General features: G+C 66.8%; 11 protein-coding genes. 4 read left to right on the top strand and 7 right to left on the bottom strand.

Annotated elements, in window-relative coordinates:
* Positions 1-140: 140 nt before the first annotated feature.
* Positions 141-1,007, bottom strand: a complete 867-nt coding sequence (rsmI, locus tag AC20117_RS14035; protein ID WP_074699202.1) for a 16S rRNA (cytidine(1402)-2'-O)-methyltransferase — start codon at positions 1,005-1,007, stop codon at positions 141-143.
* 244 nt (positions 1,008-1,251) lie between these two features.
* Here rsmI and AC20117_RS14030 point away from each other — a divergent pair, with 244 nt between their 5' ends.
* Together AC20117_RS14030 and AC20117_RS14025 are read left to right on the top strand one after the other, a co-directional pair.
* Positions 1,252-2,895 carry a dolichyl-phosphate-mannose--protein mannosyltransferase gene (locus AC20117_RS14030; protein ID WP_074699203.1) on the top strand — a complete coding sequence of 548 codons (1,644 nt, stop codon included), beginning with the start codon at positions 1,252-1,254 and terminating at the stop codon, positions 2,893-2,895.
* 74 nt (positions 2,896-2,969) lie between these two features.
* Positions 2,970-4,781 (top strand): AMP-dependent synthetase/ligase, encoded by a 1,812-nt coding sequence (locus AC20117_RS14025; protein ID WP_074699204.1) that lies wholly within the window; start codon positions 2,970-2,972, stop codon positions 4,779-4,781.
* An 8-nt stretch (positions 4,782-4,789) separates the two neighbouring features.
* Here AC20117_RS14025 and AC20117_RS24225 read toward each other — a convergent pair whose 3' ends face one another.
* Positions 4,790-6,589 (bottom strand): TIGR01906 family membrane protein, encoded by a 1,800-nt coding sequence (locus AC20117_RS24225; RefSeq protein WP_074699205.1) that lies wholly within the window; start codon positions 6,587-6,589, stop codon positions 4,790-4,792.
* A 161-nt stretch (positions 6,590-6,750) separates the two neighbouring features.
* On the bottom strand, positions 6,751-7,743 hold the full coding sequence (locus tag AC20117_RS14015; RefSeq protein ID WP_170837932.1) for a stage II sporulation protein M: 993 nt from the start codon (positions 7,741-7,743) through the stop codon (positions 6,751-6,753).
* Between the two features lie 112 nt (positions 7,744-7,855).
* On the opposite strand from AC20117_RS14015, the gene AC20117_RS14010 reads away from it, so the two are divergent.
* Positions 7,856-8,659, top strand: coding sequence for an RDD family protein (locus tag AC20117_RS14010; protein ID WP_074699206.1), 804 nt, complete (start codon positions 7,856-7,858; stop codon positions 8,657-8,659).
* 56 nt (positions 8,660-8,715) lie between these two features.
* Here the strand turns inward: AC20117_RS14010 and AC20117_RS14005 are convergent, their stop codons facing one another.
* The 4 genes from AC20117_RS14005 to AC20117_RS13990 form a co-directional block, all read right to left on the bottom strand.
* Entirely contained in the window at positions 8,716-9,825 is a 1,110-nt protein-coding gene (locus AC20117_RS14005) for a pyridoxal-phosphate-dependent aminotransferase family protein (protein WP_074699207.1), read from the bottom strand.
* Positions 9,826-10,296: 471 nt separating this feature from the next.
* Positions 10,297-11,799: an adenosylhomocysteinase gene (gene ahcY, locus AC20117_RS14000; RefSeq protein WP_074699208.1), complete on the bottom strand. Its 1,503-nt coding sequence runs from the start codon at positions 11,797-11,799 to the stop codon at positions 10,297-10,299.
* Positions 11,800-11,818: 19 nt separating this feature from the next.
* A complete protein-coding gene (locus AC20117_RS13995) occupies positions 11,819-12,046 on the bottom strand; it encodes a Trm112 family protein (RefSeq protein ID WP_074699209.1) in 228 nt (75 codons plus the stop codon).
* Between the two features lie 103 nt (positions 12,047-12,149).
* Entirely contained in the window at positions 12,150-12,539 is a 390-nt protein-coding gene (locus AC20117_RS13990; protein ID WP_083339533.1) for a DUF3499 domain-containing protein, read from the bottom strand.
* Positions 12,540-12,629: 90 nt separating this feature from the next.
* On the opposite strand from AC20117_RS13990, the gene AC20117_RS13985 reads away from it, so the two are divergent.
* A complete protein-coding gene (locus AC20117_RS13985; RefSeq protein WP_074699211.1) occupies positions 12,630-13,121 on the top strand; it encodes a metallopeptidase family protein in 492 nt (163 codons plus the stop codon).
* The last annotated feature ends 27 nt before the right edge of the window (positions 13,122-13,148 follow it).

The raw sequence follows: 13,148 nt of genomic DNA, 5'->3' as shown, positions 1-13,148 counted from the left end.
ATCGACGGGCGAGCTGCCCAACTGTTTTTACGGTAGGTGTTGGCGCTCACGACTGTAAATGCAGGACTGCACTAGGTCGCTTTATTACGTCTGTGCAGGTGTACAAGGGCCATTAGTACGATGGCTCCGGCCGGATCTCGTCAGGAGCGCGCAGCCAGCACAGCCGAGTAGAGCTCACGCTTGCTGATCCGCGCGTCCGCGGCGACCGCCGCAACGGCGTCCTTCAGACGCGAACCCTGACCGATCAGCTCATTGACTGCTGCAACGTGGTCTTCGGCCTGCTCCGGCTCGGCGTCCGGAGCACCGGCAACAACGACGGCAATTTCACCGCGCACCTCGGAGGACTCCGACCACTCCAGCAGTTCGCGCACCGGACCGCGGAGCACTTCCTCATGCAGCTTGGTCAATTCGCGGCAGACCGCTACACGCCGGTCCGGACCGAACGAGGTGTCCAGCGCCCGAAGCATCGGCTCGAGGCGGTGCGGCGCCTCGAAGAACACCATGGTCCGCTTTTCGTCCACCAGGTCGGAGAGCCTGGCGCTGCGCTCCCCTGCCTTACGCGGCAGGAAGCCTTCGAAGGTGAAGCGGTCTGTTGGCAGGCCCGACAGGGCGAGCGCCGTCAGTACTGCGGAAGGCCCCGGGATCGCGGTGACCACTACGCCGTCCTCGACGGCCGCCTCGACGAGGCGGAAGCCCGGATCCGAGACCGCAGGCATGCCGGCGTCGGTCACCATGATCAAGGTCTTGCCGCCGCGGATGAGTTCCAGCAGCTCGGCAGTCCGGGTGGCTTCGTTGTGCTCGTGGTAGCTGATGATTTTCCCGGAGGCGGTGATGCCCAGGGCATGCAGGAGTTTGTGGAGCCGGCGGGTATCTTCCGCGGCCACGATGTCGGCGGTCTGGAGCAGCTCCACCAGACGGGTGGAGGCATCCCCAATGTTGCCGATGGGCGTGCCTGCCAGCACGATTTGTCCGCGGCCCGCGCTGTCCGGCTTTTCCTGCTCATTCACACGACAACCCTACCGCCCCGCCGCCCGGAGCGAGCCGGCATAGTGCCTGATTGGTCGTCGGCTTGCACACCTTCGATCCCGCACTCACCAAGGAGACAGAACCTCCACATGTGCACAATGGCGACGATTCCCAGCCCCGGTAGATAAGGTCAGTATGTGGCTTCATTGAACAGTCAGTCCTGCCCACAGCGTCCCCAAGGTCGTCCCACCCTGACTTGCACCCAGCAAGTTACTCGCGGGTAATATGTTCACCGTGACCCACACCACCAGCCAGCCGCAACAGGTGCCGGGGCGCCCGGCGCACTGGCTTGAGGCGCCGGCGCAGGCCTTCAAGGTTGAGGTACTCAGGCGGCGGCTGCTGGGCGCGCCCGTAGTCTTCGGGATCTGGGGCTGGCTGGTCCCCGTGCTGGCCGCGGCGATTGGCGGAATCCTCCGTTTCTACCGGCTGGGCGAACCCGGCTCGCTGGTTTTCGACGAAACCTACTACGTCAAGGACGCCTACTCCTACCTGCAGTCCGGCTACGAGCGGGAGTGGCCGGAAGACGCCAACGATTCTTTCAACGCAGGAAATCCGGACATCCTGCTGGACTCCCCTGAATATGTGGTCCATCCGCCGGTTGGCAAGTGGATGATCGCGTTTGGCATGTGGCTGTTCGGCTCGGACAACGGCTTCGGCTGGCGCTTCGGCGCGGCCCTGGCCGGAACACTGTCCATCCTGATGATCGCACTGATCGCCCAGAAACTGTTCAAGTCCCCCGTCCTGGGCGGCGTCGCTGGCCTGCTGACCGCAGTCGACGGCCACCATCTGGTCCATTCGCGCACCTCGTTGCTGGATATCTTCCTCACGTTCTGGGTAGTCGCGGCGTTCGGCGCACTGCTGCTGGACCGCGACGACGGACGACGGCGGTTGGCTGGCAAAGTGGCAGCTCTCGCCGGGCCGTCCGGGGTACCCAATAAACTCCAGTTGCTCTACGGTCCGTTCGTGCTGTGGCGGCCGTGGCGGCTGGTGGCCGCCGTCTGCATGGGTCTCGCCGTCGGAACCAAGTGGTCCGCGCTGTCCTTCGTGGCGGTGTTCTGTGTGATGGCCGTACTGTGGGATGTCAACGCACGCCGCATCGCCGGCATCCGGGGCTGGATCTCCGGCGGCGTCTTCCGCGACGGCGTCCCCGCGTTCTTAACCATGATGCCGCTGGCCGCCGCTACCTATCTGGCCACCTGGACGGGCTGGTTCCTGTCCGAAGACGCCTACCACCGGCAATGGGCCCGCGACAATGCCGGCGGTATCTGGAGCTGGGTGCCGGATCCGCTGCGCTCCCTCGCCGAGTACCACCGCAGCGCCTACACCTTCCACAACGGACTGGATTCCGAGCACCCGTACCAGTCCAATGCCTGGACCTGGCTCTTCATGGGCCGGCCCACCTCCTTCTACTACCATTCGGATGAGAACGGCGTGAACGGATGCGCGGTCGATACCTGTTCCACTGCCGTGACCGTGGTAGGCAACCCGCTCATCTGGTGGGCCGCGGCGTTGGCGCTGATCGCCGTCGCCTTCGCGTGGTTGGGCCGTCGGGATTGGCGCGCCGGCGCAATCCTGGCGGGACTGGCCGCCGGCTACCTCCCGTGGTTCCTGTTCCCGGACCGCACCACGTTCTTCTTCTACGCCATCTCCTTCCAGCCGTTCCTGGTCCTGGCCTTGACCTATGTGCTCGGCCTGTTCCTCGGCAGACGGACCGATCCTGTCTGGCGGCGCCGCCAGGGACTGGTAGTGGTCGGCGGGTTCATCATTGCCGTGCTGCTGATTTCGGCGTATTTCATGCCGATCTGGACGGCCGAGCAGATCCCCTACGATCAGTGGCGGTGGCGGATGTGGATGCCCAGCTGGGTGTGAGAAGACAGGCCCGTGCTGACGGCCCCGGGCAACAGAAAACCTGAGCAACACCTAACGAGGAAAGCGAGAACGCGGTGCGCGAAGCGTCAACCGAACTGCTGGAGCGCATGCCGGACGGCTCCAACATCACGGACATTCTCATGGCGCGGCACAAGCGGAACCCGCAGCATGCCCTGTATGCCGTGAAGCGGGCCGGCGTGTGGACCGATGTGTCCGCCGCCGAACTCCTCGGCCAGGTTTCCTCGCTAGCCAAGGGGCTAATCAATGCCGGCATCCGGCCCGGGGACAAGATTGCCGTGATGTCCAAGACCCGATTCGAATGGACAGTGGTGGATCTTGCGGGCTGGTTTGCCGGCGCCGTGGTGGTTCCCATTTACGAGACGTCCTCGGCGCACCAGGTGCACTGGATCCTCTCCGATTCCGGCGCCCGGCTGGTCTTTGTGGAGGACGAGTCCAAGGCCGCCGTCGTGAATACGGCCATGCAGGAGTTGCCCGCCCCGCTGCCGGTCTGGACCATGGCCGGAGCCAACCCGGGCCTGGCTGAACTCCGGGCGCAGGGTGCAGCCGTCCCGGATGAGGAGCTGGAGCAGGCCCGCACCTCGCGCACCCTGGAGGATGCGGCGTCGTTGGTTTACACCTCCGGCACCACGGGACGCCCGCGCGGCTGCATCATCACCCACGGCAACTTCGCGGAACTCGCCCTGAACACCACGGAGTTCCTGCCCGCCATCCTCAAGGAGCCGGGCGCCAAGTCGCTGATGTTCCTGCCGCTGGCCCACGTCCTCGCCCGCGCCGTCCAGGTCATCTGCCTCGCCGCCGGCGTGAAGATGGGCCACACGGCGAGCATGGCCGACCTGATCGATGACCTGCGCACGTACAACCCCACCTTTCTGCTGGTGGTGCCGCGCGTGTTCGAGAAGGTCTACGCATCCGCCAAGCAAAAGGCGCACGACGACGGCAAGGGCCGGATCTTCGACGCCGCGGCCGACACCGCCGTCGCCTATTCGCGGGCGGCCGACGCGCGGGACCGCGGCACCGGCTCCGGCCCGGGCCCGGTCCTGAAGCTCAAGCACGCCGTGTTCGACAAGCTGGTCTACGCCAAGCTGCGCGCGGTCTTCGGCGGCCAGGTCGGCTTCACGGTCTCCGGCGCGAGCGCCCTGAATCCGCACCTGGCGCACTTCTTCACCGGCATCGGCATCCCAGTGCTCGAGGGCTACGGCCTGACCGAATCCACCGCGCCCGCCGCCGTGAACATGCCGGGCCGCAACCGGATCGGTACCGTCGGCCTGCCGCTGCCCGGCACCACCATCCGCATCGCCGACGACGGCGAGGTCCTGATCAAGGGCATCGGCATCACCCCGGGCTACCACAACAACGAGGACGCCAACCGGGAGAACTTCACGGACGGCTTCTTCCGCACCGGGGATCTGGGCACGATTGACGACGACGGCTACCTCACCATTTCGGGGCGGAAGAAGGACCTGCTGGTCACGGCCGGCGGCAAGAACGTGGCTCCGGGTCCCTTGGAGGATGCCCTGCGCGAGCACCAGCTAGTGTCGCAGGCCGTGGTGGTCGGCGAAGGGAAGCCTTTTGTGGCGGCGCTGCTGTGCCTTGATCCGGCCGGCCTGGCCGCCTGGTGCAAGTCCCGTTCCCGGAACGGCCTCAGCGTTGCCCAGGCCGGTGCGGATCCGGCGGTGCTGGCAGATTTGCAGGGCGCGGTGGACCACGCCAACAAGCTGGTCTCGCGCGCCGAGCAGATCCGGAAGTTCACGGTGCTCCGGCAGGAACTGACCGAGGCCTCCGGGCACATGACGCCGTCGCTAAAGCTCAAGCGGACCCAGGTCATCGAGGACTTCACCGCGGACATCGAGCGCCTCTACAGCTGACCTGGCGGCTACAGTTGATCCGGCGCCCCGCCGTGCTTGCGGCGAGGGGCGCCGAGCCGCCTAGAGTCTTCGCGCAGGTCCTGGAGGTAGCGGGCGCGGGCGGCGGCGAGCTTCTCGGAGCTGCGTTCCCGCCGGGACTTGGTCGGCCAGGTGAAGGCCAGCACCAGCGAGGACACCATCAGCACCAGCACCGCGATCACGATGCCCGCGTCCATCCAGAACTGGGCAGGGAACAGCCGGATCAGCGTGTCGTCCACAAAGAACGTCCACGTACCGTCCGCGAAGAAGACCCCGTGGAACGCGGTGAAGAAGCCCTGCCAGTTCAGCGCGCCCAGCACGCCGAGCACAATGATCAGGATCAGGGTGGCGGCTGACCCGGCGAACAGGCCGCGGCGGATGCCGCCGGGATACGCGCGCGCCAGATAAATCACCGCGAGCACGGCCAGGACCAGCATCACCGCCCCGGCGATCCACGCGCCCATGATCACGGTCTTCACGTCCGCCATATGCCCGACCTCGCTGTCGAGGAACAGCTGGTCGCCGTCCGGCCCCACCAGCCCGCCGAGGTAGCGCGGCCCGGCCCAGTTCAGCAGGTAATCCACCGCGTACGAGCCGTAGGTCATTCGGTCCTCGGTGCTGAAGCCGAAACTGTCCGCGGGGAAACCGGGCCGGTGGTACTCAGTCCACAGGAACAGCGGCGTGCACACCGCGCGGATAGCCCCGATGATCAGCAGGAACGGGAAAAAGACGGCGAGCATCACCTGCAGGATCCGGCCCGCCGGCGGCTTCGCGTTGACTGCTTCCTCGCGCTCAGCCGCACGGCGCTCCACATCCGAAAGCACTGGCCTACTTGGTTTAGCATCGCCCAATTTGGCGCCGGGCCCGTTGCCAGCTCCCTTGCCAGCCCCGCCGATGGCGGCTCCGACTACAGCCGCGGACGACGCCGTTGCTGCCGCCGCCGCCGTTTTGCCGGCACCTTTATCTCCCGGACGGGTTCGGGTCTTCTCCGCCCGCACCGTCTCGGCCGGGTCCGGCTGCCATTCCGACGCCCGATCCTGCCCGTGGTTCGCAGGGTCCAGCTCCGGGTTTGGTCCGGGGGCAGTCCCGGTCGGAGACTTCGCGTCCCCCTGCTCGCCGACCAGAGTCTGGCTATCCTCCTGCGGTCCGCCCGGGGCAGCCCGACGTCCGGTACTGGGCAGTTCGGCTGAGTCCGGCGACCCGGAAGTGGCCGGCGATCCGGAGGAGTCGGGCGAGACCGCGGAGGTTGCTGCGTTAGCCGAAGTCTCACTACCAGCGGAAGCCGCCGTTGTGGGAACCGCCTTGGTCTCCGGGGCAGCCTCATCCGCGGATTCCGGCTCGTTCGCAGTTGTTGCTTCGCTATTGGCGGAGTCTGCTTGCTCCGGCTTCGGAGAAGCGTCTGCCGGCGTCGAGTCAGTCGGCTTGGGGGCGGGACTCCCCCAGCCGGGGACGGCGTCCGGTTTGAAGCGCGAGACGGCGGGGGTACCGCCGTCGCTCTTCCCATTGGAAGCACCGCCGTCGCTCTTGGCCGCGGGCGCACCGCCGTCGTTATTTGCTGAGGAGGCTCCGCCGTCGTTGTTCTTTGCCGTGCCGCGAGGCTCCTTGTTGAAGGCGCTCAGATCCGGCAAGCGGCTGGCCTTGCGCATCGGCTGCCGGTTGGCCTCGTCAAGGAACCGGCCGCTGGCAGGGACCGGAGGCGCGGGCACCTCGATGGGGTCGCTGTCGGTATCCGGCGCACGATCCGTACGGGGGTCCTCAATGTTGCCGGAGATCCGGTCCTCGCCTGCCACGTTCTCCCTCTTTCCTCGCGGTTGGCACGTCTGTCAAGACAGTACCGCCGGGAGCGTTCCGGCCGCGGATGCCACCCCGGCGTCATCGGATGAGTCGCCCCGTTACCGGCGGCTCTGGCCTGGGCTGCCCGGAGCCGGCCCAGCTCAGTTCCGGGAGCAGGTCAGCTGGTCCGGGCGACCTCCCCGGCGTCGAAGCGGCCCAGGTCGCCGCGTTCCCCGGCATTGTAGGCACGCCGGCCGAGCACCAGGGTGTAGGTCCAGTATGCGGCGAGCACCAGCGCGCCGATGCCGATCCGGAGCCAGTGCGGCAGGTCGCTCGGCGTCACAAAGCCCTCGACGAGCCCGGAGATGAACAGGACCAGCACCAGCCCCAGGGCGACGGTGATCAGCGAGCGGCCTTCTTTCGCGAGCGACGCGGCGCGGGTCATGCGGCCGGGAGAAACCCAGGACCAGAAGATCCGCAGACCCGCGGCGCCGGCGATGAAGATGGCGGTCATCTCCATCAGGCCGTGCGGCAGGATGTAGAGAAAGAAGGTGTCCAGCTGGTCGTAGGCCGCCATCATTCCGCCGGCCATGCCCACGCCCTGCGCGTTCATGTAGAGCACGTACGGCACCCAGAGACCGGTCACGCCGAAGGCCACGCACTGGGCGGCGATCCACGCGTTGTTGGTCCAGACCATGCCGGCGAAGGACGCGTTGGGGTTTTCCTTGTAGTAGTTGACGAAGTCTTCTTCGACGTACTGGCGCAGCTCTTCGTCCGAGCCGATGGCCTTGATGACCTCGGGGTTGCCTGTAACCCAGGCGCCGAAGAGCCAGGACACGAGGATAAAGACGACGCCGATAATGACCGTGAGCCAGCGGATCCGGTAGAACGCGGCGGGCAGCGAGAGCACAAAGAACCCGGCAACATCCTCCGCGAAGTTGGAGCGGGCGCCGGTGAACTTGGTGCGTGCGCGGGACAGCCGTGTGGAGAGCGCTCCGGAGAGCTGGCTTTCGGGCGCGATGGAGCGGATCATCGACAGGTGCGTGGAGGTGCGCTGGTACAGCACAAGCAGCTCGTCGGCTTCCTCGCCGGTCAGGCGGCGCTTCGCGCTGAGCTCGTCCAGGCGTTTCCAGTCATGCTGGTGCACCGCGGTGAAGGCATCGATATCCACGCCTCCAGCCTATCGGTCGCGGGCCGCGCGGGTGCCGGGTTGGACTGTGCAAGTGCTGGGCGGGGGCTACGGGCGCACGGCTGGGCTGCCGGGTGCTCGGTAGAGTGGTGGCATGAGCAACATCGTCACGGGCGAGGCCGTGGTCCTGGAACTGCGTCCGGCGTCGTTCGGGGTGCGCGCGCTGAGCTCGATGATCGACTGCATCATCAACTTCCTGCTGCTGATCCTGACCACCGCGTTCCTGGCGGAGACCGTGCAGATCGGGTTCGACCCCGCGGCGGCGCAGGCCCTGGTGCTGACCATGGTGGTGTTTTTCCTGGTGATCGTGCCCGTGACGCTCGAGACGCTGACCCGCGGCAAGTCGGTCGGCCGGCTGATCATGGGACTGCGGATAGTGCGCGACGACGGCGGCTCCATCCGCTTCCGGCACGCCTTGATCCGGGGGCTGGTGGGCGTGTTCGAGCTGTACCTGCTGCTCGGTTCCGTGGCGTTCGTCGTCGCACTCTTCAATGACCGATCCAAGCGGCTGGGCGATCTGCTCGCCGGGACCTACAGCATGCGCGAACGCGTGGGAGTGATCCCGCAGGAACTGCCGCACATTCCGCCGCAGCTGGTGCCGTGGGTGAAGCTGACCGACATGGGGCGGCTGCCGGAGCCGCTGGCGCGCCGGATCTCCCAGTTCATTGTCCAGTCGCCCAAGATGATTCCTGCTTCGCGGGAACGGCTGGCGATCGACCTGGCGAACGAGACCTCGGGCTATGTCTCTCCCCCGCCGCCGGCCGGTACCGCGCCGGAAATGTTCCTGATCGCGGTCATGGCCGAACGCCGGGAACGCGACTTCGCCAGGCTGAGCCGCCAGTACGAGCGCTCCCAGGCGCAGAGCAAGCGTCTGCACTCGCTCCCGTTCCAGGACTGAGCGGCCTCGGTTCCGGACGAGTCGGCGGCTAGCCCGGAACCGAGGCCGCCGTCAGGTCAGGCCTTGGCGATCGCTTCCTTGAGGGCGCCCAGCAGCAGTGCCACAGAGGCCGGATTGGCGTTCGGCCCCATGAGCCCGATCCGCCAGACAGTGGACGTGAACTCGCCGGCGCCGGCACCGATCTCGATGTTGAAGTTCTCCAGCAGGTAGCCGCGGACCGCCGCCGAGTCGACTCCCTCGGGAACCATCACCGTGGTCAGCTGCGGCAGCCGGTAGCCCTCGGCCGCGAACAGCTCCAGGCCCATTTCCTGGAGCCCGTCCTGCAAGGCCTTGCCCGCCGAGCGGTGGCGTTCGGTCACCGCGTCGAGCCCCTCCGCCAGGATGCGGTTGATGCCCGCTTCCAAGCTGGCCACCATGCCCACCGGCGCGGTGTGGTGGTACGCGCGCTGCCCGCCCGGGGCACCGTTGGCGTAGCCGCCGAGCAGCCCCAGATCCAGGTACCACGACTGCGGCTTGGGCACGCGGCGCTCGAAGGCGCGGTCCGAGATGGTGAACGGCGCGAGGCCCGGGGCCACGCCCAGACACTTCTGCGTGCCGGCATAGCCGACGTCGATGCCCCACTCGTCCGCGAGGATGGGCATGCCGCCGATGGATGTCACGGCGTCGGTAATCAGCAGGGCGTCCCCCTTGATGGCGCCGAGGGCAGCTATATCGCTCAGGACGCCCGTGCTGGTCTCGGCATGGACGGCCGCGATGACCGTGGGGTTCGGATGCGCCGCCGCAACCCGCTCGGCGTCTACCGGCGTGCCCCATTCGTGGTCCACGCGCACCACCTCGGCACCGGCCCGCGATGCGACCTCGCACATCCGCTCGCCGAAGAGCCCGTTCACCGCGATCACGGCGACGTCGCCGGACTGCACCGTATTGACGAAGGCGGCCTCCATGCCCGCCGAGCCGGTGGCGCTCAGCGGAAGGGTCCGGGCGTTCTTAGTACCCCAGAGCACGCGCAGGCCCTCGTTGGTCCGGTCCATACGCGCGATGAACTCCGGGTCGAGGTGCCCGATCAGCGGCAGACCCAGCGCCGCGGTCGCCTCCGCGTATGGGTTGCACGGTCCCGGGCCAAAGAGATGACGGGTGGGAATGATCCGATCCGGACTCATGGTCATGACGTCTGCATCCTAACGTTGTGAGCGGTTCTCGGTGCAGCCAGGCTGCACACCTCTCTTCATCATGCCAGCCGGCCCGGTTTTTCTCGCTTTGGCGGTCAGGACAGGACAACATGAACAACGGTTCGGCGGATTGCAGGCATGCCGCTGGGATGGAGGGGAACCGGAGCCCGGCGGGTTGAGGGGAACCGGAGCCCGGCGGGTTGGGGGGCGCTTCGCCGGACTCCGGCGTCTTGATCACTTCGGTACCAGTGTCAGTGGTCCTCGTGTTCAAGACTGGAACCAATGTTGGCCTGCCGTGCTTTGAAAAACCTCAGTCCCAAAAATCAATCCCCAACGATTCCCCATTTTGGGGGATGGCCGAAACGCTGGGATGTAGCAGGAAAACGGCGGGCCGGGCACCCGAAGGTAACCGGCCCGCCGTCGTTCGCTGGAATGCGGTGGTGCGCTGGGACTTAGTAGCGGTGCGGCTTAGTAGCGGTAGTGCTCCGGCTTGTACGGCCCGGCCACGTCCACGTCCAGGTACTCCGCCTGTTCCTTGTTCAGTTCCGTCAGCTCTACACCGAGGGCGCCGAGGTGCAGGCGGGCAACCTTCTCGTCCAGGATCTTCGGCAGCACGTAGACCTGCTTGGCGTATTCCGGGTCGCCGGTGGTTGAGTCCGCGGCGGGCTTGCCGGCCTTGGTGAACAGCTCGATCTGCGCGATGGTCTGGTTGGCGAAGGAGTTGCTCATGACGAAGGACGGGTGGCCGGTGGCGTTGCCCAGGTTCAGCAGGCGGCCCTCGGAGAGCACGATGATGGAGCGCCCCTCCTTGCCTGCGGCGGGGTCGGCGTCGAAGACCCACTCGTGGACCTGCGGCTTGATTTCGACCTTCTGCACGCCGTCGATCTTCTCGAGCCCGGCCATGTCGATCTCGTTGTCGAAGTGGCCGATGTTGCCGACGATGGCCTTGTTCTTCATCTTGAGCATGTCGGAGGCCATGATGACGTCCTTGTTGCCGGTGGTGGTGATGAAGATGTCGCCCTGGTCCACGACCTTGTCCAGCGTGGTGACCTGGTAGCCGTCCATCGCGGCCTGCAGCGCGCAGATCGGGTCGATCTCGGTGACGATCACGCGCGAGCCCTGGCCGCGCAGCGCCTCCGCGGCACCCTTGCCCACATCGCCGTAACCGCAGACGACGGCGACCTTGCCGCCCATGAGGACGTCGGTGGCGCGGTTGATGCCGTCCGGCAGGGAGTGGCGGATGCCGTACTTGTTGTCGAACTTGGACTTGGTGACCGAGTCATTGACGTTGATGGCCGGGAAGAGCAGCTTGCCCTGTTCGGCCAGCTGGTACAGGCGGTGCACGCCCGTGGTGGTTTCCTCGGTCACGCCCAGGATGCCGCCGGCGATGCGGGTCCACCGCTGCGGGTCCTCGGCCAGCGACTTGCGCAGCACGTCGAGGATGATCGTGTATTCGTGAGCGTCATCCGCGGTGGCGTCCGGGACGGCGCCGGCAGCCTCGAACTCGACGCCCTTGTGCAGCAGCAGGGTGGCGTCGCCGCCGTCGTCGAGAATCATGTTGGGGCCGAGCTCGGGGTTCTCGGCAGCGCCGGGCCAGGTCAGGATCTGCGTGGCGGTCCACCAGTACTCTTCGAGCGTCTCGCCCTTCCAGGCGAACACCGGCACACCCTGCGGGTCTTCAACGGTTCCCTTGCCGACGACGATGGCGGCGGCGGCCTCGTCCTGCGTGGAGAAGATGTTGCAGGAGGCCCAGCGGACCTCGGCGCCGAGTGCGGTCAGCGTCTCGATCAGCACGGCGGTCTGGACGGTCATGTGCAGGGAACCGGCGATGCGGGCGCCCTTGAGCGGCTGGCTGGCGCCGAATTCTTCGCGCAGGGCCATCAGGCCCGGCATCTCGTGTTCGGCGAGGCGGATCTGGTGGCGGCCGGCCTCGGCCAGGGAAAGGTCCTTGACCTTGTAATCGAATGACATGTGTTCTCCTGGGCGTTGGTTAGGCGTCGGTTGCCGTGGTGTTCGGGGAATTGTCGGTGGCCGGCTGTGCGGCTTCCTGCATCGCCGGCGGGAGCAGGACGGGGATGCCCTCGTCGATGCGGTAGTGCAGTTGCCGGCCGCTGGCGTCCTTCGCGCTGGAAACCAGTTCCTCGCCTTCCTGGACCAGCGATGATCCGGTCACCGGGCAACGCAGGACGGCAAGCAGTTCAGGGGAAAGATGGGCCATGGTGATAGTTTCCTTTGATCCTGTGATCCTGGCGTCAGGACGTACCGGCACGCAGACGGCCAGGGCTGGCCGGCGGCGGATTTCTTCACTTCAGGTTATCGCCCTACTGCTGTCCGCGCAGAATGCGCAGGTGCCCGCGGCGGGCTCCGCCGGACTCGGCCGGGGGTTCAATCGGCTCGCGCAGGCCGCGCTGGGCCGGCACTTCGTCCGGACTGGAGGGGGCGGTTCCTGCCTCGCGGACCGCCTTGGCCAAGGCCATCAGGTCATCGGTGTTGGGAACGGGAGCCTGCTCCGGCAGCGCCAGCCGCATGACTTCCCAGCCGCGCGGTACGGTCAGCCGCTCCGCGTGCTCGGCGCACAGGTCGTAGCAGTGCGGTTCGGCATAGGTGGCCAGCGGCCCGAGGACGGCCGTGGAATCGGCATACACGTACGTCAAAGTAGCGATGGCCGGCCGTTGACAGGCCGAGCGTGAACATTGGCGTATGGATCCCACGACTATGCATCCTACCCGCCTCCGGCCTCCGGAACGTGCAGCGGCACGCTCTGCCGTGCTTTTGGCCGCGGACAGGATTAGAGTCGATATATGAAAAACGGACCATCGCTCAATGTCAGGCTGAGTGATGCAGCGCAGTCCGGGGGCAAATCAAAGCCGTTCGAAAAACGACGGCGGAACCGCCACGGGCGCGGACTGCGCGGTGAGCTTGTGCCCGCCCACCTGCCGGGCAACCGCACCCGGGAAGAACGGTTCGAAGGCTGGGTCTCGGACTCCGCCGAACGGCTTCACTACCTGTGGGGTGACCCCATCGAGGCCACCCAATTCGTGGTCGCCGAAATCCCACCGGATCTGGAGGAACTTGTTGCCGCAGGCGGCCCCGCGCCCCTTGGCAGCTTCACTCCTGCAGCTCCGGGACGGCCCGCCGTCGTTACTGTTTTCCGGCGTCCGGTGGAGCGGGAGGCCGACAGCAAGGAAGAGCTGCCGGAACTGGTGCACGACGTCGTGGTTGAACAGGCCGCCGAGTTACTCGGCATGGCCCCCGAGGCCGTTGACCCCAGCTACGGGCGCACCCGCTCCTGACTCGGCAGCCCGGGGGATCAGCAGCCC

The sequence above is a fragment of the Arthrobacter crystallopoietes genome, assembly GCF_002849715.1.
In the GTDB taxonomy this organism is placed as follows: Bacteria; Actinomycetota; Actinomycetes; order Actinomycetales; family Micrococcaceae; genus Crystallibacter; species Crystallibacter crystallopoietes.
The sequence above is the reverse complement of the archived record's forward strand: the minus strand, read 5'-3'. Positions and strand labels throughout refer to the sequence as shown.